Origin of the sequence: Serratia myotis, assembly GCF_027474885.1 — a bacterium.
In the GTDB taxonomy this organism is placed as follows: Bacteria; Pseudomonadota; Gammaproteobacteria; order Enterobacterales; family Enterobacteriaceae; genus Serratia; species Serratia proteamaculans.
Window position 1 is genome coordinate 4,751,730 of the sequence record NZ_CP099707.1, and the last position, 25,587, is coordinate 4,777,316.

Consider the following 25,587-nt stretch of genomic DNA (forward strand, 5'->3'; position numbering starts at 1 on the left):
GACGTTCTGAGTCAATGGTCACAGGGCGAGAAAGCCGGCGGCAACAGGCTGCAGCAGGCGGCCCTGCTGGGATCAGTGTTGTGCGATCATCGTTAAGGCTTCGGCGAGGATTTTATCGCCGCGCATCATGCCGTAATCCATACTGTTAATCACAGCGATCGGTTTATTTTCCCTGTCGGCGATCTTTTTAAAATCGGCCAGCTTATATTTAATCTGCGGTCCAAGCAGACAACATTGATAATTCGCCAGCGTGGTTTCAAACTCCTCAATACCCACGGCGATAATATCCACCTCAATACCCTGCTGTTCGGCAGCCTTCTTCATTTTATTGACGACCATGCTGGTCGACATTCCAGCGGCGCAGCATAAGAATATTTTTTTCATCCGTTCTCCTGTAGCCAATAAACGCAAATGGGTCAGTTGAGGAATGAGTATGGTTTCAAAAACGGAAAAACAGCAACCGGTTTCAGTAACCGGTTGCAGGGTTTAAACGGGTTCTGTGAAGGAGATCCGAATTTTAATTTTCGGACTTAAAGCGCTGAATAACTGAGCAGCATGGCCTGGCTGAAGCTCTCACCTTTGGCCAGGCGGCGCAACCCACCCAGCTCCGCCATGTGATGCGCATTGGCGGCGTGCGACATCGGTTCCAGGCAGAAGAATTCGAACTGATAACCCGGATCGAACGCCGGATCGGAGACAAACATAAAGTACACCGGGCAGGCAGGCTCGGTGCTCATTTGCAGTTTGCTACCCTGCTCCGGCCACTGGATCTTTGCCTCGCCATTCCAGCCGCCAAATCCGTTATTCACCCAGCGACGGGGGATCGCGGCCAACCGGTTAAAGTCCATTTCCTCGCTAAGTGGCACCTGTTCGCCCGCCAGCCACTCTTCAGCCTCCAGCCAGTAGGCCTGAGCCGGTGCCTGCACCCGGGTATCCGGCGTTAACGGAAAATACGGGTGCCAACCCAATCCGTAGGGCATTGGGCTTTGACCATCATGTTCCACGACCAGTTCGATCCTCAGTTGCTGCCGCTCCAGCGTAAAACATTGATCAACCCGGTACTGATAAGGCCCTTCGGCATGCTGATAACTTAAACGAAGGAAATCGCTGCGCTGCTCAATGCACTGCCATTGCTGCAGCCAACCATCGCCGTGCAGGTAATGCCGATCCCAACTTGTATTGGGGCAAAGCGCATAGTCCCGTCCTTCGAAACTAAACCGATTTTGGTTGACCCGGTTGCCAAAGGGCACCAGTGGAAAGCAGCCCGATTGCAACGCCGGAGTGTCTTCACTCAGCGTTGCCGGCCGTAACAAAGGGATTTCCCCCTCTGGGCTATGTGCAGCCAGTTTCAGCACGCTGCCACCCAAGGATGAAACCACCAGCGTAAGACTGCCATTATCCAACCTGAACAAGGCCATATTGCCTCCGGAGTTAATCGGCGAAGTTAATGACCACTTTGCCACACTGGCCAGAAGCCATCAGCGCATAAGCCTCTGCGGCCTGCTCAAGGTTGAAACGGTGGGTAATGGCAGCATGAGGATGCATTTTCCAGTCGTGCAGATCGGTGCAGCATTTTTCCATATGGTGCAGGCTGGTGACCCAGGAACCAATGATCCGCCGCTGGTGGTGCATCAGGTCGGCGCTGACTTCGAACTCAACCTTGCCGGTTTCACCAATGTAGATCACCCTGCCCCAGTCTGAAGAGGCTTGCAGCGCCAGCAGGCGGCCTTTGGCGTTGCCGGAACAGTCCAGCGTCACATTGGCACCGCCCGCCGTCAGTTCACGAATACGCTCTGTCACGCCGTCGCCGGTCAGGAATCCGTGATCCATCAGCCCCAGCTTTTTCGCGGTGGCCAGACGTTCAGGGATAACATCAACGCCAATCACCGTTTTCGCCCCACGGCCCTTCGCCAGCATCATCGCCATCATGCCGACCGGGCCAAGTCCCACCACCAGCACGTGATCGCTGCCGGAGACTTCGCCCCGCACAATGCCCTCATAGGCCGTACCGACGCCGCAGGAGATAAAAGCGCCGTCTTCATAGCTGAGCGAGTCTGGCAAATGGATCAAATCTTTCTCTTCCGCCAACAGGTAGTCGGCATGCCCGCCATCGCGCTGCCAGCCATAAGCGGCCTTGCCCTCACCGGTGCAAGAAATCGGGTAACCCCGGCGACAGTTACTGCAAAAACCACAGCCGGAAATATGGTACACCAGCACGCGATCGCTCTCGCGAAAATGCCGACAACCCCCCCCCAAAGCCACGATCTGGCCACAGGGTTCGTGGCCATTAATAAATCCCCGATATAAAGGTTGATCCGGCGCGGCCGCCGTCCCCCGATGCTGGTGATAAATATAATGAATATCGCTACCGCAAATACCGGACGATTTCATTTTAATCAACACCTGGCCAATACCCGGTTGTGGAATATCAACCTCACGCAGCGTTACACTGGAATTTCCGGGCAAATAAGCTGCCAACATTTTTCCCATGTTATTTTCCTTTAAAATTTAATAAAGATTTTTTTGAGCGCAATGAAATGTTATTGCTTACTGTTCTTTTGCATCACAATAATATTCACCAGCACCGCCAATACAATAATGACGCCCCTGACCACCTGTTGGAAAAAGGAGTTGATGCCCAGCAATACCAGGCCACTGCCAATCAGGGTGATCACCAGTACGCCAAGCAGGGTACCGAGCATTGAACCACGTCCGCCGGACAAGGCGGTGCCGCCCACCACCACGGCGGCAATCACGTCGAACTCCAGACCGCTGGCCGCCCCGGCGTTACCCGAACCCAGGCGTGCAGCCAGCAAAATACCCGTCACTGCGGCCAGCAGACCGGCGATGGTGAACAGCAGCACGCGAATGCGCCTGACGTTGATCCCACACAGTTGTGCCGCGCCGGCGTTACCGCCAATCGCGTATACCGAACGGCCAAAAGCGGTTTTCTTGCTGATAAACTGAAACACCACGAACAGGATCAGCATAATCACCGCTGACACCGGCAGCCCCAGCACCTGGCCGCCCAACCAATCCAGCACGGTATTTTCTTCGATCGGTACCGGCAGCGCGTTGGTCATAAACAGCCCCATACCGCGCAATGCGCTCCACAACCCCAACGTAGCAACAAAACTCGGCACGTTGAACCTGCCACGCAGCACCCCGGCAACCGACCCCAGGGCCGCCCCCAACAGCAGAGACAAGAGCAGCGCGATCGGCAGAGGTATCGCGTATTGCATCAAATACGCCAGGATCACGGATATAAACGCCACCATCGGCCCCACACTGACGTCAATTTCCCCGGAAATAATAATTAACGTCATCGCCCAGGCAGCAATGCCGATAGTGGCTGCATCGCGTAATATGTTCATTTGATTGTTCAGCGAAATAAACCCGGGAGCATAAATAGAGAACACGAGATATAACACGATAATAATAGCCAGCAAGCCCAGCTCATTGGCATGCTTGGATAATTTATGGGTCTTGGCTATTTTCATTTCAGGTACCAATGTGGACATTGTCATTACCTCCGGCGTATGCAATAACGGCAAAATTATTGGATCATCAGCACTTCAGACATCAATTGTTCAACGTCCACGGGTGAGATAAATTCCTTCGCTATCCTTCCCTGCTGTAACAATAAGATCCGGTCGCAAACCTGAGGTAACTCCTCGACTTCACTGGACACGAAAATAATACTTTTCCCTTCCGCCGCTAATTCACGGGCGATGCGATAGATTTGATTTTTGGCTTCTACATCGACAGCACGGGTCGGCTCATCAAGCAATAAGATCCGGCTCCTGGCATAAACCCAACGACCAATCACCACCTTTTGCTGGTTACCCCCAGAGAGCGTCACGATCGGCGTACCGGTCGCTGCCGTTTTCACTCGCATACGGCTGACGATCGCCGACGTCGCTTGTTTGATCTTCAGCCAGTTCAGCACGCCATAACGGCTTACCGCACGGCTGTCGGTCATCACGGTGTTTTCATCCACCCCCAACAGCGGCATGATGCCTTCAGCCTTACGGTTTTCCGGGGTGTAGGCCATACCGCGTTTTAGCATACCGGCATAATTCGGGGCAATCAGCGTTTCCCCGTCCAACACCAGTTCACCTTCGGTAAAGGGCGTCAGGCCGACAATCGCTTTCAGCAATTCGCTGCGGCCCGCCCCCAGTAACCCGGCGATGCCCAGGACTTCACCACGCCGCAGTTCAAAACTGACCTGATGCAATTTTGGTGGTAACGATAGCTGCCTGACCGCCAACACCGTTTCGCCGCCGACAGGTGCCGTGACCCACTGAGTGTGGTGATCCTGATGGCCTAACATCAGGTCGACAATCTGCTGAGTTGAGGTGTTATCCAACGCCACATCCCCAGCCACGCAACCGTCACGCATGATGGTACAGGAGGACGCCAGCCGGCGGATTTCATTCATCCGGTGGCTGACATACACCACCGCAATGCCGGCAGCAGACAGGCGCATCACCGCCGCAGCCACCAGATCCGCCTCGGCATTGGCCAGCGAACTGGTCGGCTCATCGAGGATCACCACTTTGGGATCCCCCTGAATAACGCGGGCTATCTCCACCAATTGCTGCTGCGCCGGGCTCAGATCACGCACCCATTGTTGAGGATCGATATCGACTCCCAGCCGGTCCAGCGCCCGTTTCGCCTGCTCTGCCATGCGCCGGGCATCAATCACCCCGGCACGCTGCGGCCAGACGCCCAGGCACAGGTTTTCCGCTACGCTCATATCCTGCACCAGGCTTAACTCCTGGTAGACAGCCCGTACACCGAGCCTGGCGGCACGGCGCGTCAACTGTTCCTCCGGCCCATCCAACTGTTGTTCACCGATAAAGACCTGCCCGGCATCCAGCCGTTCGCTACCGGTGAGCATGCGGATTAATGTGGATTTACCCGCGCCGTTTTTCCCGAGTAACGCGCGCACCTCACCACGGCGCAGAGTAAAATTAACATCTTGCAACGCTACCACTCCCGGGTAGCGTTTATGCCCGGACTGGATACAGGCCACCACCGGTTGCTGTGCCAGACTGCTCAAGACCCTGTCGCTCATGGGAGTCTCCTGCATCAAGGTAAGCCATCTTTGTGAGTCGCCAGCCAGTCAGTCGCGCTCTGCGTGGTGGCATAGAGATCTATCAGTACCTGCACCACTTTTTGAGCGACCGGCTGCCGGTTAATGGCACTCATCACCTGAGCAAATGCCAATGCCCCCATCTTCTTGCCGGAGATATCCACCACCGCTTGCAGCACTTGCCGGTTTGCCAGCTCCTGGGCAATTTCAGTGGTCATATCCGAGCCGAACACCACGGTTTGCCCGACCTTGTTCTGATTGCGAACGGCTTTAACTGCACCAAGCGTAGCGCCGCCGGATTCACCGAAAATAGCATCGACCTTGCCGGATGAAATCAGCAGTTTCTCACCCACCGATATCGCTTTATCCAGCACCGTACCTTCCTGATTGGCGACTATCTTCATGCCCGGCACTTTCGCCTTCAGCGCATCTTCAAAACCTTTACGGCGCTGTACGCAGACTTCAAATGCCTCGCAGTTAATCACCGCAATTGTCGGCTCCGTTATTTTCTTCTCAATAAAGTAATCGGCCGCGCTATTCCCCAGTTTCTTACCAAATTCATATGGGTCCCCTACCAGATAGGCATAAACATATTTATCTACACCCTTCTCGTTAATGCAGGTGTTGTAACAAATCACCGGGATATTCGCTTCGTGGGCACGTTTAATCGCCCGCACGCTGCCATTGGTTGAAACGGCAGAGAGCACCACGGCACTCACATCGCGCGCGATCATGGTATCGATAAACGAACTTTCTTTAGAAACATCACCTTGTGCGTTGGTTTCTATAATGCCAATTTTGCCACCGGCCTTGTCTGCGCTGTCTTGTACCCCCCAGCGCACCCCGGCGTAATATCCCTGGGTATCAAGATAAATGGCGCCAATAGTCATCTTCTCGTCTTTGGCCTGCACCCCTGTACTAAAAATAACGATGACCCCGGTAATGGCTAACATCATGTGTCTTATTTTTTTCAGCAACATTGTTGTTCTCCAGTTAATGTTTATTAACCCCTTGCTGCATATTTTCATTATTGCGACTGATGGCCGGGACTTGCCGCCTGTGCGGCCCAGTCCCAGAGCACCAACTCATTACACTAAATGATCAAGTTGATTACTTTTCACCACAGGATCACGCATTAAACTAAACAGAGTTAAGTAAACTCTTTTTCCTTGCCGGCGGCAGCTCCTGTCGGGACGAGCTGCTGCTCCAGCGCCTCCAGCGTGATGCCTTTGGTTTCCGGCACTCGGGCATAGATGAACAATGCCCCGGCCAGGCAGATAGCGCCGTACAGCAGGAAACTGCCTGCGGCACCCAACGCGGCATTTAACAGTGGGAAGCTGTAGGTCAGCACGAAGCAGGCGACCCACAGGGCAAAGGTGCCCGTCGCCATCGCCGCGCCACGGATGCGATTGGGGAAAATTTCCGCCAGCAGCACCCAGGTGACCGGCGCAAGCGTGACGGCATAAATGGCGATGGCAACCAGAACCAGCAGCAGTACTGGCAGACCCAACAGACCATAGGCGTAGGCCGCCGCCATCAGCAGGTAGACAGCCGTCAGTCCGCAGGCGCCGATCAACATCAACCGGCGTCGACCAATGCGATCCACCAGCGGCAAGGCCAGCAGAGTGAAGATCAGGTTGATCAACCCGGTGGCGACGATCGACTTCAGGGTATCGTTGATATCAAACCCTGCCGAAGCGAAGATCTCCTGCGCATAGTTGAAGATCACGTTGATACCGCACCACTGCTGGAAGACCGCCAGCACAATGCCAATCACCAGCACCGGTCGCACATCCCCGCGCAGCAAAGCACGGAATGGCACCTTGCCGCTGTCCTTGTCCAGCGTCTGGCGGATCTCCGTCAGCGTTTGCCGTGCGTATTGTTCGTTACCGATACGCCGCAATACCCGCTGCGCCTGCTCATGACGCCCAGCCTTCGCCAACCAGCGCGGTGATTCAGGGACGGCCAGCATTAACAGCAGGAAAGCCAGCGCCGGTACCAGTTCAGCGCCAAACATATAGCGCCAGCCAATCTGCCCATTCCAACTGGCCAGCAGATCCGCCTGGCTGGCATTGGCCACCACCGGATCGGCGATCAACAGGTTGATCAACTGCGCCGCCAGCACGCCAATCACGATCGTCAGTTGGTTCACCGCCACGAAACGACCCCGCTGCGCCGCCGGACTGACCTCGGCGATATACACCGGCGACAGAGCCGAAGCCAGGCCAATACCGACCCCACCGACAATGCGATAAAAGATAAAGGCATCGAAGCTGGTGGCCATGGCCGTGCCCCAGGCGGAGATCACGAAGGTTAACGCGGCGATCGCCAGCGGCAACTTTCGGCCAAAACGATCCGACAGCAGCCCCGAGATCAGGGCACCAAAAATACAGCCCACCAGCGCCGAGCTCATCGCCCAGCCGGACTGCGCAGGATCGGTAATGCCGAAGTACGCCTCGTAAAAGGGTTTGGCACCGCCGATCACTACCCAGTCATAGCCGAATAACAGGCCGCCGCAGGCGGCGACCAGGCAGATGGTCCAGACATAGGACATGTTCAGTTTATTCGTCACATCAACCTCCTTCGGGCATCAGTTTGCTAAGGCTGCGGCCAGTACACTGAATAAATGCGCTTTGTCATGCGCCGGATTGCACGCCAGCAACGCTTTCAACGTTTGCTGCGCCGCCGTGAGCTGCCCTAATCCCAACTGCGCCAGCGCCGTCACCAGCAGGCAATGCTGTTGATGGGCCTGTTGCAGGTCGTTGTCCAATGCCATCAGATCCGGCAGTGAAACGGCAAAGAAATCGGCGCCAGGCGACACCTCAGGCTGTTGGTGCACCCATTGCTGCATTTGCGTGAACACCTGTTCGGCCTGCGTTGACTGCCCAAGTTGCCTGAGCGCCATGCCGCGATAGAACAGATAATCCACCGGTTGGTCGTTGTAATAGCGGCTTTGCGTCAGTTCGCTGTGCCCCGCGCAGGCCTGTTGCCAATAGCCTGCGGCAGCATCGAGGTTGCCCTGGCGGGCAGCACCGATCCCGAGCCAATAGTAAATATCATTGTCGCTTTGTCCGGCCAGGCGGCCCTCCCCCAGATTGTGCGGGTAGTGCAACGCCGACTGCAGCAAGTCATGTGCCTGCAGTAACTCACCCTGTTGCAGCGCCTGAAACGCTAACCGCTGCAGGTTGATCAGGTACTGGCCGGTGACCTTGCCTTCACCGCCTTCCCACGGGTGGAACTGCCGTTGTTGCAGGATCTGTTGCGCGTCACTCAGCCGCCCGCACTGGTTGTACAGGCTCAGCAGTTCGGCAGTAAGATCGTCACGCCTGGCCACCACCGGTAAATGTTGTTCCAGCAAGGCCAGCCGCTGTTCCGGGGCCGCCCGCAGATGCTTATTCAATTGATCCAGTTCGAACAGCAGCCGGGCATCATCGGGCTGCAGGGCAAACGCCCGTTGCAGATATTCCAGCGCGACATCATGCTGCTGGAGCTTGTTGAAGCTGTAGATCCCCAGGTTGCGCCAGGCATCGGCAAACCCCGGCTGTCGCTCGACACAGCGCTGCCATAACGCCACCGCCTGCAAGTAGTTGCGCTTGCTGTAATGGAAGCAACCCAACAGGTACTGGGCAAAATCGCACTCCGGCAGTTGGCTCAGCATCTGTACTTCGTTCAGCGTATTGGGAAAGCGCACCTGTCGGCTAAAGCTGTCGCGCGCCTGCGCCAGCAACTGTTGGTATTCACTGTCGCTCACCTCGCCTTTGCGCAAGCTGGCCAGCAGATAAAGTGGCAGGGTTTCCTGGCTGTCCAGCAGCGTCAACAGTTCAACCGCCTGCCGTTTGGCCCCCCACTCACACAGTTGACCGGCAATCGTCAGCGCATTGATACCGCGGCAGCCCGTCACCGCCCGCAAACGCTGTAAATCGACCGCTTCGCGGGTTTGCGCATAGCGCAGGTAATGCAGGCTGTAATGCAATGGGCGAGCGGCCAGCTGTTGCGCAATATAGGCCAGGCTCTGCTCCCCCTGACCCAGGCGTTGCAACAGCAGTGCCTTCAGGGCGATCAGTGGGTAATGGCTGGCATTAACGCTCAGGCTGCTTTCACAGAATTCCAGCGCCTGCGCATCATCCCCGCGCCGTGCCGCGACTCGTGCCAAGCCGTAGAAGCCACCCGGTTTACCATTGCCGCTCCAGATGGCGCGGTAAAAATCTTCATAGGCCGCGCTGTCGTCACCCAATTGTTCATGAGCGCAGCCGCGGATCAGGCTGGCCAATCCGCACTGTGGGTTACGGTTTAGGTGATGTGCGCGTGCCAGCGCGTCGTCAGCATAGGCGATGGCGCGTTTGAAATTGGCGCGGTTATATTCCAGCGTCGCCAGAGCCAGATTGCAGCGATAATCAAGCGGATCCAGCTCCAGACCGCGCTGGTAATAGTCGAATGCCGAACGACTGGCGTGATTGTATTGCTCCAGATGCTGGCCGATAAACCAGGCCTCATCCGCACTGTCGATTTGTCCGGCTTCCCGTGGCGCTTTGGCAGGCTGCGGCAGTTCTGCTGCCGGATCGGCCTGATGCTGGCGATAGCTGAGTACGCTGCGCCCTTGCGAGTCCGACAATTCCATGGTCAGGCGACCCGGGAAATCACCGCTCAGGGTCTCCAACAGCGCCGCTCCGGGGTTGAGATCGACACGGCGGTCGAGCAGCAACTGTTGGTCGCTATCGCTGCGGATCACCAGCCGATGTTGCAGCAATGGCGCAACCGCATACAGCCCCCATACCAACTGCCGGCCGTCGCTTTCCAGTTTCAATGCCGCACGGGTGTTGGCGTTCTGCACCATGCCGAGGGTGTTGTAGGGCAGGAAATTCTGTACGAAGCATTTTTCTTCGTAAGCATCGAGCCAGGTGAAGTCCGGTTGGTTATCGGTGTAAACCCCGGTCATCAGCTCAATGTACGGGCCGTTGCTGTCGGTCAGGTTGCGATCCCAGGCCTGGCCAAACTCACCGTGGCCCCAACTCCATTGCTTCTTGCCGGGGGACACATGGTGATCGGCGATATGCAGCAAACCGCCCTGCTCATCGTGGCTGTAGGCACCGACAAAGTCATAGTCCGACTTGTGCGCCATATAAGACGTCGGCACCGGGATATTCTTGTAACGCGAAATATCCACGCCAGCCGAGTAATCCACTTTGTAGTAGGTGCCGGTGGCGATAGGGAACGAAGACACATCGCGCTTGCCGTGGTCAAAAACGGCGGTCACATCCGGTGGGAACACGCTCTGGTGATCGTCCCCGCCCTTCACCGCCGGGTTGGCCCACCAAAGGAAATGGCGCGGTGTCGGGTTGGCGTTAAAGATCCTGGCGCTGATTTCGATCAACGCCCGGTCGGGATACAGAGTGAAACCGACCATCACCTGCAGTCCGCGCATCGGCTCCACTTCCCCCAGCCAGACGGTCTGCGCACCGTTATCCTGTTGCTGAGTCTGACAATCCACCGGCATGTAGGTGGTCGGGCGATGGTGCTGCGGCCAGTTGAATTCGATCCCGCCGGAGATCCACGGCCCCAGCAGCCCCACCAGCGCCGGCTTGATCACGTCGTTGTGGTAGACAAAATCACGCTGTTGCACCTTGTCGTAAGCCCGGTGAATACGCCCACCCAGCTCCGGCAGCAGCATCACTCGCAGGTAGTCATTTTCCAGATAGACCGCCTGATAGCGGCGCAGGGATCTTTCACCGCTCAGGGTATCAATCACGCCGTAGGGGTAAACCGCGCCGGAAGATCCCTGATAGACGCGGTTTTCCAGGAACATCGGGTGCGAGTCCTGCTCACCGGTACCGTAAGTGGGTAATTCAACCTGTTCTTGCCAAACCTTGACTGTCCCGTGCATGCTTTCCTCTCTAAAAATACTGAACATTGCGTTTCAGGCAGTCTAGATGACAGAATTGATGACTTTATGCGCTACCATCACGCAATACACTAAACGGGGTTTAATGAATGGCCTTGCAAGGTTTGAACAACCAGCGGGTGCGCAATTTTAATAAACGGGTGCTGTGCGCGCTGCTGTATCGGGAAAAGGTTGCCAGCAAGTCGACGTTGGCGCGGCTTTCGCAGTTGTCTATTCCTGCGGTCGGCAAAATCCTCGACGAACTGCAGGAAGAGCAGCGGGTAGAGCACGATCCGCATAACCTGCACAGCCGCGGATTGGGAGGTGGCAGCTATCGCATCGCCGCCGCAGGACAACGTATTCTGTGTCTGAACGTCTCCCCCTATCTGATTGAAAGCATCGTGGTCGACGGCCTGATGACACCTTGCAGCGCTTTCACCCCACTGCCGATTGTCGCTACCACGCCGCAGGCGATGCTGCAGGAAATGGTGCAGATCTACCATCTGCACAGCCGCCAGCAGGGCATGCCGCTAAAAATCGCTTTGTCGATCCACGGCCAGGTCAACCCGCTGACCGGGGTATCGCAGCGCATGCCACAGGCCCCGTGGGAAGGTCCGGTAGAGATAAAATACCTGCTGGAAGAACGTCTGAAGACCGAGGTTTTGCTGGATAACGACTGCGTGATGCTGGGGTTGGCGGAAAAGTGGCAAAATAACGCTAATCTGCAGGACTTTTGCGTGATTAACGTCGATTACGGTATAGGATCCTCGTTCGTGATTAACCAGCAGATTTACCGGGGCAGCCTGTTTGGCAGCGGTCAGATTGGCCATACCATTATCGACCCCGATGGCAGCCTCTGCGCCTGTGGCCGCTACGGCTGTCTGGAAACCATCGCTTCGCTGTCGGCGCTGAAGAAAAAGGCCCGCATTCAGCTCAAAGTCACCCCCTGGGCACAGCAGGAGGGCGAAAGGATTAAAACCCCCACCACCGCTGAACTGATTGCTCGTTATCATCAGGGAGATGCTGCGTTGCAGGTATTGGTGCAACGCGCCGCCCAGGCGATTGGGCTGAGCCTGTATAACTTCCTTAACATCCTCAATATCAACCGTATTTATCTGTATGGTCGCAGCTGTGGATTCGGTCAGGCCTGGCTGGACACCATCATCAGCCAGACCGGTTTCAACCCTTTCGACCGACACGACCAAATCCAGGCTCAGGCCACGCATATCGGTTTTGGCCAACTGACGCGCGCACAGCAGGTGATGGGGATTGGTTATCTGTATGTCGAACAGGCACTGACGGAGATGTTATGATGCCCGACTTTATCCCAGCAAAAACAAGACGGAGCACCATGAACCCCACTCTACGAGGCTGGTCACGCGCAGGCATTGTCTGCCTGATGCTGATCCTGGCCGGTTGTTCCAGCAAAAAACCACGCACCAGCTACGATGCTCACGCTTTTGATGATGCGATTGAAGATGCTGCGGATAAATACGATGTCGACCAAAAACTGATCGCCGCGATGATCAAGGTGGAGTCCGGCTTTAACCCGGCAGCCATCAGCCGGTCAAATGCTATCGGTTTAATGCAGTTGAAAGCCGATACCGCCGGTTGCGATGCCTATCGCTATAAAGGAAAACGCGGTTGCCCGGACGAAGACGATCTGCTGGATCCCGATACCAATATCGATCTCGGTGCCGCCTATATTGCCACCTTGCAAAAACAGCAGCTTAAAGGGATCGAGGATCCTGTCACCATGCGTTACGCCACCATCATCGCCTACGTAAATGGCACCGGTGCACTGTTGCGGACTTTCTCCAGTAACCGTCAACAGGCCATCTCAATGATTAACAATCTGTCGCCGGAAGCCTTTAACTGGCATGTCCGTAAATACCATCCTTCCTCGCAGGCGCCACGCCATTTGATGAAAGTGGAAGCCGCCTACGAACAATTGTGATGTTCAAAAGCAAAAAAGGAGAACCCGGGGGTTCTCCTTTTCGTTTAAGCGCCTGACCTGGCCGTTAGGGTTTGCTGTTGCGGATCGGCTTGCGTGGCGGCTTATTGGACGGCGTACGCTGACGGGTGATATCAGTGTGCTTGGTCAACGCCGGACGAGTATGGCGCTGCAAGCGCTTGGCTTCACGCTGCTCGTCGATGCTTGGCGCCGGTACCAGACACTCGCGACGGCTGCCGATCAGGTGCTTCATACCCATCTCTTCCAGCGCAGTACGGATCATCGCCCAGTTGGCCGGATCGTGATAACGCAACAGCGCCTTGTGCAAGCGACGCTGACGATCGCCCTTCGGGATCACCACATCTTCGCTCTTGTAACCGACCCGGCTCAGCGGGTTTTTACCGCTGTAATACATGGTGGTGGAGTTAGCCATCGGTGACGGGTAGAAGTTCTGCACCTGGTCGAGGCGGAAACGGTTTTTCTTCAACCACAGCGCCAGGTTCACCATATCCTCATCGCGGGTGCCCGGATGCGAAGAGATGAAATACGGGATCAGGTACTGCTCTTTGCCCGCCAGCTTGGAGTAATGGTCAAACAGTTGTTTAAACCGATCGTAGCTGCCCATGCCCGGCTTCATCATTTTCGACAGCGGGCCTTCCTCGGTGTGTTCCGGAGCAATCTTCAAATAACCGCCCACGTGATGGGTAGCCAATTCTTTGATATAGCGCGGATCTTCTACCGCCAGATCGTAACGTACTCCTGAGGCGATCAGGATCTTCTTGATGCCCTCAAGCGAACGCGCACGGCGATACAGCTTGATGGTCGGCTCGTGGTTGGTGTCCATGTAGGTACAGATTTCCGGATACACGCACGAGGCGCGGCGGCAGGTCTGCTCTGCGCGCGGGTTGGTGCAGCGCAGCATGTACATGTTGGCGGTTGGGCCGCCTAGGTCGGAGATCACGCCGGTAAAGCCCGGCACCTTGTCACGGATCTCTTCGATTTCACGAATAATGGAGTCTTCCGAACGGCTCTGGATGATGCGCCCTTCATGCTCGGTAATCGAACAGAATGAACAGCCGCCGTAGCAGCCACGCATGATGTTGACCGAGAAACGGATCATGTCATAGGCAGGAATGGTTTCCTTGCCATAGGACGGATGCGGAATACGCTGGTACGGCAGGGCAAACACGCTGTCCATTTCCGGCGTGGTCAGCGGGATAGCCGGTGGGTTAATCCACACGTAGCGGTCGCCATGTGACTGCATCAGCGCACGGGCACAGCCCGGGTTGGTTTCATGATGCAAAATACGCGAGGTATGCGCGTACAGCACCTTGTCGGCCTTCACCTTTTCGAAGGACGGCAGCAGCACGTAGGTTTTTTCCCACGGCTTCGGCTTGGCAGCACGTACGGTGACTGGCTTGGCTTCCGGCTCCGGCTTGCCGCCGTCGGCACACGGCAGGTCATCACCGTAAGGGTTGGGAATAGGCTCAATGCGGCCCGGTTTGTCCATACGAGTAGAATCCACGCCGGTCCAGCCTGGCAATGCGCCCTTGCGCATCACTGCGGTATTACGGATATCGTGGATCTCACTGATTTTTTCGCCGGCAGCCAGACGGTGCGCCACTTCCACCAACGGACGTTCACCGTTGCCGTAGATCAGCATATCGGCTTTGGAATCCACCAGCACCGAGCGGCGCACGGTATCCGACCAGTAATCGTAGTGAGCGATGCGACGCAGGCTGGCTTCAATGCCGCCCAGTACAATCGGCACATCTTTATAAGCTTCTTTACAGCGTTGGCTGTAAACCAGCGTGGCGCGATCCGGACGCTTGCCACCCACATTGCCGGCGGTATAGGCATCATCGTGGCGCAGTTTGCGGTCAGCGGTATAGCGGTTGATCATCGAGTCCATGTTGCCGGCGGTGATGCCGAAAAACAGGTTCGGTTTGCCCAAACGCATGAAATCTTCTTTATTGCTCCAGTCCGGCTGCGCAATGATGCCCACGCGAAAGCCCTGCGCTTCCAGCATGCGGCCGATAATCGCCATGCCAAAACTTGGGTGATCGACATAGGCGTCACCACTGATAATGATCACATCGCAGCTGTCCCAGCCCAGTTGATCCATCTCTTCGCGCGACATCGGTAAAAACGGCGCGGTGCCATAACATTCGGCCCAATAAGGCTTATAGGAAAACAATTCACGGTCGGGTTGGATCAGGCTGGTAGTGCTCATTCTGGTGCTCTTTCACAGGTTAATTAATCGCCGGGCGGCGATTATACGCACTAGTGGCAAAAAGAGCATGGTTATTTCACAGATCGGTCACATCTCGGGGTTGGCGGCTGTAGATTGATGAGATTTGAAACCACTGATGATCGGCAAAGGCCCCTTGCAGTGTTTCATTATTGTTAACACCTGCTCGGTTGTAATAAAAAATACAGAATAAAATGAAACAAAAACCATTAAAACACTTATTTAATTCTCATAATTTATAAAAACAAAATCCTAAAGAAATATATAAATCATAAACATACAGCAATTAACCACAAAATAAAAAAAATCTATCACATTGTTTTTTAACGATATATTTTGACTTAACAAAAATATGGCAAAATTCACAAAGCTTAAGCAACAATCAAGTAGAAGACGGGCGTCTAATTATGCAACTATAAACACGTAAGATTTATCCTAACATCTAACGGCTGTTACAAAATATATCATTAAATGACTTACCATTTGATAATCACCACGCACATATATACAACGGAGGTAGATGTGAAGCAAAATATAAGAAAATATCTGGATGAATCAGAAATAAAAAGCATGATAGAAAGCATTCCCAAAAGCCTGAACGCCTGGCGTGACCGATGCATGATCAGCATGTGTTTTATCCATGGACTGCGCGCCAGCGAACTGAGCGGTATGACATTGGATAATATTGAGTTGGATGCAAAAAGAATCTACATACCCCGCCTGAAAAATGGCCTTTCCGTACAGCACCCATTGCACGACGATGAAATTGCCATGTTGAGCGGTTGGTTGGAAATAAGAAAAAGTTGGCGTTACGCCGATCTTCCCTGGCTTTTTCTATCACGAAAAGGCGGACGTATCTCCCGCCAGCAAATTTATCGACTGATACGCCACTATGGTAAGAATGCCAATATCAAAATTCCAACACATCCCCACATGCTACGCCATGCCTGTGGTTATTGCCTGGCAAATCAGGGTATTGATACCCGTTTGATTCAGGACTATCTGGGGCACCGAAACATTCACCATACGGTACTCTATACCGCCAGCAATGCCATGCGCTTTCAGGCGATTGAATTCTGACTCACTGGCCTGAACCAAGAGTATTCCCATCTCACTGCAGATAAAAACCCATAAGTTAACCGTGGATAACCACCCCCCAAAAATATCATTAGGAATAGTAATTAAAGATAATTAGACGCAGGGTTAACTATTAATTAGGCAAGATAGATATCTAACCTGTCATTTCTTAAATTATCGAGGTTTCCAATTTATGAAAAATAATAATAATGGACTGACTTACCGTCATGAAACAGAATTGACTATTTGCTCTACACATTGGGAATACGGTCAGATTGATAACGTTCAGGTCAGCGGCGCTCATTTGGCTCAGCTTGTACGCCCCAGCCACACCTTGATCGTTTATGAAAGTTTTCAGGCACCTGACGGCAGTACCACCGTCCATGGCGACATCTGGTTTGACCAAAAACGGATACCCTGCAAACGAGCGATTGCCCAGGTTGCAGACCTGATCCCCTGCGGTTGCGGCTTTGAGGCTATGACCTATATAGAAGGCACTCTCAAATATACCGCCATTTCAGCTTCCCCCGCGCTGATTTCGTTATTCCCTGCCGGTGAAACGGGGCTGAACATTGAACCGAGCGCTAACATACGCAGCCCAATAATCAAACAGCTGTGTGCCAGCCTTAAAGCCAGCACCGATGAATTGCATGCCTCGGCCCTGATGCTGGCATTGCTAACAGAAACTTCGCAGCACCTGCAAACGTTGTCCACCACTCACACACACGAAGCACTCTCCAAAACACAACGCGAACAGCTGGCCTGCTATATTGAAGAAAACCTGGGCGAGACCATCACACTCCAGGCTCTGGCCCAGCTCGCGGAGTTAAGCACCTTCCATTTTTCCCGGGTCTTTAAACAGTATTTTGGCCTGCCGCCCTATCAGTATGTCCTGCAGCGACGCCTGGAACGGGCGTATCAACTGGTGATCAATAGCACATCGTCTTTAACGGAGATCTCTGCTCAATGCGGTTTTAGCGCTCCGGCCCAGTTTAGTACTCAGTTTCGTCGCCAGTTCGGCCAATCCCCCTCATTTCTGCGGCACCAGTGAAAGTGGGGGCTATCGTTTTTATGGGGGGTTGCAGGCTAAAATGTAATATCCGCCAGCAGAACTAATATGGGCACAAACGAGATGCGCCCATGTTTGTTTAATGCGCCCGCTGTATTGGGCCAGGGCTTTCCTCCGGCCGATGCTGATAGTTAAAGGTCAGAGCAAAAATCACGCCCAGTACCAGCGTATATAAAGCAAAGATCAACCAGATACTCTGCCAATCTTTGACGCCGTTGTGGGTGAAGAAATCCACCACTTCACCGCTGGCAATCGCCCCCAGATAAGCGCCTATGCCATTCACCATGGTCATAAACAGCCCCTGCGCACTGGCACGAATACGGTGATCCGCCTCTTGCTCCACGAAGATAGCCCCGGAGATATTAAAGAAATCAAAGGCGCAGCCGTAGACGATCATCGAAAGCAGCAGCAGGACAAAGCCGAAACCGACCGGGGTGCCATAGGCCAGGAACAGGAAACGCAGCGTCCAGGCCGCCATGCTGATTAGCATCACCTGTTTGATGCCATATCGGCGCAGGAAGAACGGGATGGTGAGGATGAAAAACACCTCGGAGATTTGTGACAGTGACAACAGCACCGCCGGGTATCTGACGCTTATGCTGTCCTGATACAGCGGATTATTGGCGAAATCGTGCAGGAACGGGTTGCCGAAGGTGTTAGTGACCTGCAGTGCCGCCCCCAACAGCATGGCAAACAGGAAAAACAATGCCATGCGCCGCTGGCGGAATAACACCAGTGCATCCAGCCCCAACACGCTGAACCAGCTTTTCGACTTTTCCACCTTACTGGTCGGGCAATTCGGCAGCGTCAGCGAATAACCGGCCAACAGCAGAGACACCCCGGAGGCCAGATACAGTTGCATATTGCTGAGTTCAATTCGGCTAAAACCGATCAGCCACATCGCCACAATAAAACCGACGGTGCCATACACCCGCACCGGCGGGAAATCCTTGACCGTATCGTAACCGTGCTTTTCCAGGCAGAAATAGGAAATGGCGTTGGAAAGCGCAATGGTCGGCATATACACCATGGCGTTGAACAGCATCACCCAAAACATCAGCATCGGTTGTTCAACCTGGGCGGCACAATACAGTGCACCCGCACCGAGCAGATGACACAGTGCATACAGGTAATTGGCCTTGATCCAGCGATCGGCAAGAATGCCCGCCAACCCCGGCATAATCAGCGCCGCAATACCTTTGGCGCTGTATACCATACCCACCTGCAGACCGCTGAAATGCAGGGTGTTAATCATGTAAGATCCCAGCGTGACCAGCCAGGCACCCCAGATAAAGAACTGCAGAAAGACCATCACCTTCAGTCGCGTTTTTATTGCCATCACCATCACCTTATTATTCTGATTAAAACGATGATTCGCACGGCAGGGTTCCCGCTCCCTGCCGCGAGGGGTTTTACAGCATTACAGCGTTTTGAAGAACTCACGGATCAGGCGCATAAAGTCCTCGGCCGCCAGCGCTGCACAGCTCAGCGTTTGCTCATGGGACAGCGGCGTATCCGACAGCCCTTCGGCGTAGTTGGTCATCGCGGACACCACCAGCACTTTCAGCCCACAGTGACGCGCCGAGAGCACTTCCGGCACGATCGACATGCCGACCACGTCGCAACCCAGCGTTTGCATCATGCGGATTTCAGCCGGAGTTTCGAAGTTGGGCCCGGTGTAAGCGGCAAATACCCCTTCTGCCAGCGGAATGCCTACGCTTTCCGCCACCTGAGCCAACTGACCGCGCAGCTCGCGATCGTAGGCGTTGGCCAGGCTGAAGAAACGCGGGCCAAAACGCTCGTCGTTATCGCCAACCAGCGGCGACTCAGGCATAAAGTTGATGTGGTCGGTGAGGGCTACCAGGCTGCCCGGTGCCACCGATTGGCGCAAAGAACCGGCAGCATTGGTGGCCAGCAGGAATTCACAGCCCAGCAGCTTGAAGGTGCGGACGGCGGTGGTCATCACCTGCATGCCACGACCTTCGTAATAGTGGCCGCGCCCCTTCATGCACAGTACCGGCACGCCCTCCAGCCAGCCGGCAACCAGCTGCCCTGCATGGCCCACCACGCTGCTGACGGGGAACCCTGGCAGCTCTGCGTAGTCGATGGTCAGAGTGTCTGTCATCACCTCCGCCAGTGCGCCCAGCCCGGACCCCAGAATCAAAGCAGCGCGTGGCTGGAAGCCCGGCAGTCGGGTGCGGATCACTTCAGCACAGGAAAAAGCATCTTCTTGATTAAACATTGTATTCTCTTCTATGAGGGGGAGGTGATCCCCATAGTAGAGAGCGAGGTGCAGCGGCGACCAATACATTATTGGCGGCCGATTTATTCCATTTACCTATAAATTGGTAGCCACAGGAGGCCATCATCAGCATCAAACAGCCCAAACCCCTGCCCGATCCCAGCCGGATTAATTTCCGTCTGCTGCATTATTTCCGCGTGGTGGCGGAGGAGATGAACTTCACCCAGGCGGCACTGCGGCTGAATATTTCGCAACCGCCGCTCAGCAAACACATCAAAGAGCTGGAGAGCCAGCTGGGCGTGGAGCTGTTCAAACGCACCACCCGCTCGATGGCGCTAACGCTGGCAGGCCGCACGCTGTTGCAAAACGTAGAAATGCTGCTGGATCAGGCCGGGCATGCGCTGAACCAGGTGCAACAACTGGGCCGTGGTGAGGCCGGGCATATGGTGGTCGGCATGGTCGGCACTTCGGTTTGGGGCGGGCTGATACCGGCGCTGAAGCGCTTTGCCGGGCAAGCGGCCAACGTCACCTGGGCGTTAAACGAGCTGACACCCAGCCAGCAGATCACTGCGCTGCAAAAACGTCATATCGATATTGGTGTCTGGCGCGAGGCCAGGCAGCAGGTACTGCCGGGGTTGGCGAGCCAACTGCTGGCCCGGGAGAATATTGCGGTGGTGCTGCCGCTGGACCACTCGCTGGCGCAGGCGGAAAGCCTGCCACTCGCCGCGCTGCGACATGAAAAATTCATTGTGCTGCCGCCGCACGAGGCCAGCCTGGGCCTGTATCTGCATAACCTGTGTCTGCAGCAGGGTTTCAAACCGGATATCGCCTATCAGGTCAACGAACCGCAAACCCTGATGGCGCTGGTGGCAGAAGGCTATGGCATTACGCTGTTGCCGGACAGTTACGGCCGTATTCCCTGGCCCGGCGTGCGTTTTTGCCCGCTGCAGCAGGCACCGTCAGCGGATCTGTACGCCATTTATCATGCCGACAGCGCAACGCCGGTGGTGCAGGCGTTTCTGGAGATGTTGCGTGCGGCTCCCCAGGATAAGCCTCTGCAACCAACTTAAAGCGCAGGCTGCACCATAAACTGGCCTGCGCTGCCGCGATCCGCCATCTCCAGCGTCTGACTGTAGAACAGGAACGGGAAATGCTCTGAAGTGGACTGATTGAAGTAGACCAGCAGCTCGACGTCGCCGTCGACCCATACCGTATCCTTCCAGCCGCGATCTTCCGCCATCGGCTGCGCGCCGTTGACCCGTTTCACCAGGAAGCGTACGCCCTGAATATGGAACGCCTGCGGCGTATCCGCATGGATATTCCAGCGCTCCCAACTGCCCTGCTGGGTTTGTACATCGATACGGTTCATGTCCCAGACGGCCCCGTTGATCCCCGCCTGGCTGTCGCCCAGACGGAATTCGCGGGTGCGGCTAACGCTGCCGTCCAGCAGTTCATCCGCCAGTAAACGCATCGGCAGATTGTCGGTTACCAGCGGCAGTAAACCGGTCGGTTTCAGCGTCAACACCTGGGTGGAAACCAGGATGCTGGAAGGCTCAATCAGGCCGCGCAGGCGATCCATAATGCCCGCAGCTTCACCGGCACTGATCGTCACCTCATCACCTTTCGACATATCGATCAGCACCTCGCGGCGCTCACCCGGTGCCAGCGAAAGCTGTTGCACCGCTACCGGTGCCGGCAGGAAACCCTGATCGCTGGAGATCACGTTTAGTGGCCGACCGTCACTCAGTTGCAGCATGTAGCGACGTGAGTTGGAAGCATTAAGCAGGCGCAGGCGCACCCAACCGCGTGAGACTTCGACAAAGGGGTTTTGTACACCGTTAACCAACAGCGTATCGCCGACAAAGCCGCCCTGCGACGGGGGGTCATATTCCGGTGTGCCGAAGTTATCCAGCCGCTTGTCCTGAATGATCAACGGGAAATCATCGACGCCATAGTGGTTCGGCAACGGCAATGCCTTACTGACTTCATCCTCAACCAGCCACAGCCCGGTCAGGCCGTTGTAAACATGCGGGGCCATGCGGTTGGGCGTGCTGGCGTGGTACCAGCAGGTGGCCGCACTCTGGCGGATAGGCAACACCGGTGACCAGTCAACGTTGGGAGACATCATGCGCGGCGCGCCCCCGGTCAGAGTACCCGGCACCTGCAGACCGCTGATGGTCATCGCCACCGGCTCCGGCAGGCGGTTGCTGTAGATCAGTTTGACGTCATCGCCGTTGTAAACCCGCACCGTCGGTCCAAGGTACATGCCGTTAATGCCCCACACCGACGTCTTGCGATTATCCATAAATGCCCAGTGGGCGCGCTGCAAGGTTAAAAACAGCGGCTGACCGCGGCGGGACTCCAGCAACGGGGGAATAGGTAATGGGGTCTGCATTCCGCTCGCCTCAGCCCTCAGCGGCACGGCTCCTGCGCACAGCGCCAAGCCCGATGCCTGAATAAACTGACGTCGACTGAGTGACATATTTTCTCCATGAAAAGCAATGATTAAACCCTGTGCAAAAACCGGGCCCCTGTTAATCAGATTAGCAGGAGCCCAGTCGCTAACGGCGTTTGACGCCGTTTAAAAGTTCATTCTTTGAAGCCGGTAGGGATATTATTTTCCGGCCGCATTGCGCTGGGCAACTTCCGCGTCCAGCTCGGCAATTTTCGCCAACATCAGCTCATGGCAATGGGCAGCCAGCTCACGCACATTTTCTCTACTGTAATTGCTGATATCGATCGGCTCCATCACCTCGACGATCGCATGACCGTTATTCCAACGGTTAAGATTAATTTTACCGCTGGTGGTGGAAACGCAGATTGGCACAATCGGCACTCCGGCAGCGATAGCCGCGTGGAATGCACCGGTTTTAAACGGCATCAACCCACGTCCGCGGCTGCGGGTGCCTTCAGGGAACATCCAGACCGAAATATCACGTTTTTTAAACTGTTCGGCCACCTGAGCAATGGTGCCGTGCGCTTTGGCGCGGTTATCACGGTCAATCAGCAAGTTACCGGTCACCCAATACAGTGGGCCGAAGAACGGGACCCACAGCAGGCTTTTTTTACCCACGGTCACGGTACGCGGTTGTACCGCTTTGGCGGCCGTTACCATATCGTAGTTATTCTGGTGGTTGGCAATATAAATGCAGTTACCGTTTTTAGCTGCATCGGCCGGCACGCGGACTTCCACTTTCAGACCAAATAGCCCGGACAGGCGGCCAAACAAATGACCGAACGTCGCCACATGGCGGGGATCTCGGGGACGGAAAAATAAACAGTAAATAGAACCGAAAATGCACACCAGCAGACAATACAGGGTGGCGAGCACGGCACGTAAAATTAATAACATAACAACCTCATTAGCACACTGCCGGCGCAGCCTGAAACGCTGCGCAGATCCCTTTACTCATTCTTTGATTGCAGGGTTCGAAAACCTGCCCTGCCTTTTTTTGCTATTTTCCCGCCAGCCGACGAAACGCACAATAATTTTATGCCGGGAAATGTTAACTATTTGAAAATAATTGCCGCCGGCGGGAAATAAAGCGGGCGCAGCATGCTGCGCCCGAGGGGTTATCCTGCCGTTACAGGCTTACTCTTCGCTGTCGCCGGTAGGCGCACGCGCCGGAGCATCGACCTCTACGCGGTCGATTCGCTGCAGGCCTCGTGGCAGTGAGGTACCTTTACGGCCACGTTCCGCACGGAATTTCTGCAAGTCTTCCGGACGCAGCGTCAGCTTGCGTTTACCCACGTGCAGGGTCACAGAGGTTTGCGGCGGCAGCACGAACAGCCATGTCAGTTTGTCTTCACCGGATGCGGCCTGGGCCGACGGGATAGAAACAATCTTGTTACCCTTGCCCTTCGACAACTGCGGCAGGTCGGCAACCGGGAAGAACAGCATGCGTCCGGCAGCAGTGATCGACAGCAGCATGTCATCGTCACCGTGAATTTCCATCGGCGCCAGCGCTTTGGCGTTATCCGGCAGAGTAATCATCGCCTTACCGGCACGGTTACGCGCCACCAGATCGTTGAAGGTACAGACGAAGCCGTAACCGGCGTCGGAAGCCATCAGCAATTTCTGGTCGTCTGCGGCCATCAGCACTTGCTCAATGGTTGCACCCGGCGGTGGCGTCAGCTTGCCGGTCAATGGCTCACCCTGCCCACGTGCCGAAGGCAGCGTCAGGGGATCCAGTGCGTAGCTGCGCCCGGTGGAGTCGATAAACACCACCGGCTGGTTAGTCTTGCCGCGTGCCGCACTGCGGTAGCTGTCACCGGCCTTGTAACTCAGGCCGCTTGGATCGATATCGTGGCCCTTGGCGCTGCGTACCCAGCCCATTTCAGACAATACGATGGTCACCGGCTCCGACGGCACAAAATCGTGCTCGCTCATCGCCTTGGCTTCTGCACGCTCGGTAATCGGTGAGCGGCGATCGTCGCCATAAGCCTGCGCATCGGCCTGGATCTCTTTCTTGATCAGGGTGTTCAGCTTGCGCTCGGAGGCCAGCAGCGCCTGCAGTTGATCGCGCTCCTTGGCTAACTCATCCTGCTCGCCGCGGATCTTGAATTCTTCCAGCTTCGCCAAATGGCGCAGTTTCAGTTCGAGGATCGCTTCGGCCTGGGTATCAGAAATGCCAAAACGCTGCATCAGCACCGGCTTGGGCTCGTCCTCGCTACGGATGATGTGGATCACTTCATCGATATTGAGGAACGCCACCAGCAAACCTTCCAGGATGTGCAGGCGTTTCAGTACTTTTTCCAGACGGTAGTTCAGGCGGCGACGTACCGTATCGCGACGGAATGCCAGCCACTCGGTGAGGATTTCCACCAGCCCTTTCACCTGCGGGCGGTTGTCCAGACCGATCATGTTCATGTTGATGCGGTAGCTGCGTTCCAGATCGGTAGTGGCAAACAGGTGATTCATCACCTGATCCAGATCGATACGGTTGGAACGTGGCACAATCACCAGCCGCGTAGGGTTCTCGTGATCGGATTCATCACGCAGATCTTCGACCATCGGCAGCTTTTTAGCGCGCATCTGGCTGGCAATCTGCTCCAGCACCTTGGCGCCGGAAACCTGGTGCGGCAAGGCAGTGATCACCGCGCTGCCGTCTTCTTTATTCCAGACGGCGCGCATACGTACCGAACCGCGGCCGTTCTGATAAATTTTGCGGATTTCTTCACGCGGGGTAATGATCTCGGCTTCGGTCGGGTAGTCCGGGCCCTGTACGAACTCGAGCAACTCTTCCAGCGAAGCGCCTGGCTTGTCGATCAGCGCCACTGCAGCGGCGGCCACTTCACGCACGTTGTGTGGCGGAATATCGGTCGCCATACCCACCGCGATACCGGTGGTGCCGTTCAGCAGGATGTTGGGCAGGCGGGCCGGCAACATCTTCGGCTCCTGCATGGTGCCGTCAAAGTTTGGCACCCAGTCAACGGTCCCCTGACCCAGCTCGGCCAGCAGCACCTCCGCGTATTTGGACAGGCGGGATTCGGTATAACGCATCGCGGCGAAGGATTTAGGATCATCCGGCGCACCCCAGTTCCCCTGGCCGTCTACCAGCGGATAGCGATAAGAGAATGGCTGCGCCATCAACACCATGGCTTCATAGCAGGCACTGTCGCCGTGCGGATGGTATTTACCCAGCACATCACCCACGGTACGGGCAGATTTTTTGAATTTGGCGCTGTTGCTCAGCCCCAGCTCAGACATGGCGTAGATGATGCGGCGTTGTACCGGCTTCAAACCGTCACCAATGTACGGCAACGCCCGATCCATGATGACGTACATGGAATAGTTCAGATAGGCGTTTTCAGTGAATGTGTGCAGCGGTAAACGCTCTACACCGTCATGAGTCAGATCACTCATTACTCAATTATCCTCAGACCGTGGCTTGGCAATCCCTGGACGACAAAGGGTTGATTCTGTCCGCGATAGTAACTCATCAGCGGGGTGGCTGTCACAGATGGCGCAGCAATCATCCGGCGTGGCCGGTTCATCTGCCGATTTTATGCAAAATT

The 25,587-nt window shown here is 55.4% G+C and carries 19 protein-coding genes; 5 read left to right on the top strand and 14 right to left on the bottom strand.

Annotated features, from left to right (window positions below):
• Positions 1 to 72: 72 nt before the first annotated feature.
• The 8 genes from NHG65_RS22360 to NHG65_RS22395 form a co-directional block, all read right to left on the bottom strand.
• Positions 73 to 384, bottom strand: coding sequence for a PTS sugar transporter subunit IIB (locus tag NHG65_RS22360; protein ID WP_085119233.1), 312 nt, complete (start codon positions 382 to 384; stop codon positions 73 to 75).
• A gap of 146 nt (positions 385 to 530) precedes the next feature.
• The gene (locus NHG65_RS22365; protein ID WP_499182699.1) at positions 531 to 1,418 is read right to left on the bottom strand and encodes an aldose 1-epimerase; all 888 of its coding nucleotides are present in this window, start codon (positions 1,416 to 1,418) and stop codon (positions 531 to 533) included.
• Between the two features lie 13 nt (positions 1,419 to 1,431).
• Entirely contained in the window at positions 1,432 to 2,490 is a 1,059-nt protein-coding gene (locus NHG65_RS22370; protein ID WP_499182700.1) for a zinc-dependent alcohol dehydrogenase family protein, read from the bottom strand.
• 50 nt (positions 2,491 to 2,540) lie between these two features.
• Positions 2,541 to 3,527, bottom strand: a complete 987-nt coding sequence (locus NHG65_RS22375) for an ABC transporter permease (protein WP_219016968.1) — start codon at positions 3,525 to 3,527, stop codon at positions 2,541 to 2,543.
• A 29-nt stretch (positions 3,528 to 3,556) separates the two neighbouring features.
• Complete coding sequence (locus NHG65_RS22380; protein ID WP_499182701.1) at positions 3,557 to 5,080, bottom strand: sugar ABC transporter ATP-binding protein; 1,524 nt, start codon at positions 5,078 to 5,080, stop codon at positions 3,557 to 3,559.
• A 14-nt stretch (positions 5,081 to 5,094) separates the two neighbouring features.
• Positions 5,095 to 6,075: a substrate-binding domain-containing protein gene (locus tag NHG65_RS22385; RefSeq protein ID WP_499183505.1), complete on the bottom strand. Its 981-nt coding sequence runs from the start codon at positions 6,073 to 6,075 to the stop codon at positions 5,095 to 5,097.
• A gap of 173 nt (positions 6,076 to 6,248) precedes the next feature.
• Positions 6,249 to 7,652 carry a sugar porter family MFS transporter gene (locus NHG65_RS22390; protein ID WP_207977591.1) on the bottom strand — a complete coding sequence of 468 codons (1,404 nt, stop codon included), beginning with the start codon at positions 7,650 to 7,652 and terminating at the stop codon, positions 6,249 to 6,251.
• A gap of 36 nt (positions 7,653 to 7,688) precedes the next feature.
• Complete coding sequence (locus NHG65_RS22395) at positions 7,689 to 10,979, bottom strand: DUF5107 domain-containing protein (protein WP_207977456.1); 3,291 nt, start codon at positions 10,977 to 10,979, stop codon at positions 7,689 to 7,691.
• Positions 10,980 to 11,086: 107 nt separating this feature from the next.
• Between NHG65_RS22395 and NHG65_RS22400 the strand changes: the two genes are divergently transcribed.
• Both NHG65_RS22400 and NHG65_RS22405 read left to right on the top strand, forming a co-directional pair.
• Positions 11,087 to 12,289, top strand: a complete 1,203-nt coding sequence (locus NHG65_RS22400; RefSeq protein ID WP_099063303.1) for an ROK family protein — start codon at positions 11,087 to 11,089, stop codon at positions 12,287 to 12,289.
• Between the two features lie 38 nt (positions 12,290 to 12,327).
• Positions 12,328 to 12,933, top strand: coding sequence for a transglycosylase SLT domain-containing protein (locus NHG65_RS22405; RefSeq protein WP_099063302.1), 606 nt, complete (start codon positions 12,328 to 12,330; stop codon positions 12,931 to 12,933).
• Between the two features lie 64 nt (positions 12,934 to 12,997).
• Here NHG65_RS22405 and NHG65_RS22410 read toward each other — a convergent pair whose 3' ends face one another.
• Positions 12,998 to 15,163: a YgiQ family radical SAM protein gene (locus NHG65_RS22410; RefSeq protein ID WP_099063301.1), complete on the bottom strand. Its 2,166-nt coding sequence runs from the start codon at positions 15,161 to 15,163 to the stop codon at positions 12,998 to 13,000.
• A 588-nt stretch (positions 15,164 to 15,751) separates the two neighbouring features.
• Between NHG65_RS22410 and NHG65_RS22415 the strand changes: the two genes are divergently transcribed.
• Positions 15,752 to 16,261, top strand: a complete 510-nt coding sequence (locus tag NHG65_RS22415) for a tyrosine-type DNA invertase (protein WP_237520875.1) — start codon at positions 15,752 to 15,754, stop codon at positions 16,259 to 16,261.
• A 190-nt stretch (positions 16,262 to 16,451) separates the two neighbouring features.
• Positions 16,452 to 17,309 (top strand): helix-turn-helix domain-containing protein, encoded by an 858-nt coding sequence (locus NHG65_RS22420; protein WP_499182702.1) that lies wholly within the window; start codon positions 16,452 to 16,454, stop codon positions 17,307 to 17,309.
• Between the two features lie 97 nt (positions 17,310 to 17,406).
• Here the strand turns inward: NHG65_RS22420 and NHG65_RS22425 are convergent, their stop codons facing one another.
• Entirely contained in the window at positions 17,407 to 18,666 is a 1,260-nt protein-coding gene (locus NHG65_RS22425) for a nucleoside permease (RefSeq protein ID WP_099063400.1), read from the bottom strand.
• A gap of 81 nt (positions 18,667 to 18,747) precedes the next feature.
• Positions 18,748 to 19,569: a xanthosine phosphorylase gene (gene xapA / locus NHG65_RS22430; RefSeq protein WP_085119244.1), complete on the bottom strand. Its 822-nt coding sequence runs from the start codon at positions 19,567 to 19,569 to the stop codon at positions 18,748 to 18,750.
• Between the two features lie 149 nt (positions 19,570 to 19,718).
• On the opposite strand from xapA, the gene NHG65_RS22435 reads away from it, so the two are divergent.
• A complete protein-coding gene (locus NHG65_RS22435; RefSeq protein WP_499183506.1) occupies positions 19,719 to 20,639 on the top strand; it encodes a LysR family transcriptional regulator in 921 nt (306 codons plus the stop codon).
• Here the strand turns inward: NHG65_RS22435 and ftsP are convergent.
• From ftsP to parC, 3 genes are all read right to left on the bottom strand, one after another.
• Positions 20,636 to 22,051 (bottom strand): cell division protein FtsP, encoded by a 1,416-nt coding sequence (ftsP, locus tag NHG65_RS22440; RefSeq protein ID WP_099063281.1) that lies wholly within the window; start codon positions 22,049 to 22,051, stop codon positions 20,636 to 20,638. The genes NHG65_RS22435 and ftsP overlap by 4 nt on opposite strands.
• A 132-nt stretch (positions 22,052 to 22,183) precedes the next feature.
• Positions 22,184 to 22,921: a 1-acylglycerol-3-phosphate O-acyltransferase gene (locus NHG65_RS22445; protein WP_085119250.1), complete on the bottom strand. Its 738-nt coding sequence runs from the start codon at positions 22,919 to 22,921 to the stop codon at positions 22,184 to 22,186.
• Between the two features lie 240 nt (positions 22,922 to 23,161).
• Complete coding sequence (parC, locus tag NHG65_RS22450; protein ID WP_219016996.1) at positions 23,162 to 25,435, bottom strand: DNA topoisomerase IV subunit A; 2,274 nt, start codon at positions 25,433 to 25,435, stop codon at positions 23,162 to 23,164.
• Between the last annotated feature and the right edge of the window lie 152 nt (positions 25,436 to 25,587).

Coding starts and splice junctions, on each gene's coding strand:
- NHG65_RS22360 (WP_085119233.1), bottom strand. CDS start 384: ATGAAAAAAATATTCTTATGCTGCGCCGCTGGAATGTCGACCAGCATG.
- NHG65_RS22365 (WP_499182699.1), bottom strand. CDS start 1,418: ATGGCCTTGTTCAGGTTGGATAATGGCAGTCTTACGCTGGTGGTTTCA.
- NHG65_RS22370 (WP_499182700.1), bottom strand. CDS start 2,490: ATGGGAAAAATGTTGGCAGCTTATTTGCCCGGAAATTCCAGTGTAACG.
- NHG65_RS22375 (WP_219016968.1), bottom strand. CDS start 3,527: ATGACAATGTCCACATTGGTACCTGAAATGAAAATAGCCAAGACCCAT.
- NHG65_RS22380 (WP_499182701.1), bottom strand. CDS start 5,080: ATGAGCGACAGGGTCTTGAGCAGTCTGGCACAGCAACCGGTGGTGGCC.
- NHG65_RS22390 (WP_207977591.1), bottom strand. CDS start 7,652: ATGTCCTATGTCTGGACCATCTGCCTGGTCGCCGCCTGCGGCGGCCTG.
- NHG65_RS22395 (WP_207977456.1), bottom strand. CDS start 10,979: ATGCACGGGACAGTCAAGGTTTGGCAAGAACAGGTTGAATTACCCACT.
- NHG65_RS22400 (WP_099063303.1), top strand. CDS start 11,087: ATGGCCTTGCAAGGTTTGAACAACCAGCGGGTGCGCAATTTTAATAAA.
- NHG65_RS22405 (WP_099063302.1), top strand. CDS start 12,328: ATGAACCCCACTCTACGAGGCTGGTCACGCGCAGGCATTGTCTGCCTG.
- NHG65_RS22410 (WP_099063301.1), bottom strand. CDS start 15,163: ATGAGCACTACCAGCCTGATCCAACCCGACCGTGAATTGTTTTCCTAT.
- NHG65_RS22415 (WP_237520875.1), top strand. CDS start 15,752: ATGATAGAAAGCATTCCCAAAAGCCTGAACGCCTGGCGTGACCGATGC.
- NHG65_RS22420 (WP_499182702.1), top strand. CDS start 16,452: ATGAAAAATAATAATAATGGACTGACTTACCGTCATGAAACAGAATTG.
- NHG65_RS22425 (WP_099063400.1), bottom strand. CDS start 18,666: ATGGCAATAAAAACGCGACTGAAGGTGATGGTCTTTCTGCAGTTCTTT.
- xapA (WP_085119244.1), bottom strand. CDS start 19,569: ATGTTTAATCAAGAAGATGCTTTTTCCTGTGCTGAAGTGATCCGCACC.
- ftsP (WP_099063281.1), bottom strand. CDS start 22,051: ATGTCACTCAGTCGACGTCAGTTTATTCAGGCATCGGGCTTGGCGCTG.
- NHG65_RS22445 (WP_085119250.1), bottom strand. CDS start 22,921: ATGTTATTAATTTTACGTGCCGTGCTCGCCACCCTGTATTGTCTGCTG.
- parC (WP_219016996.1), bottom strand. CDS start 25,435: ATGAGTGATCTGACTCATGACGGTGTAGAGCGTTTACCGCTGCACACA.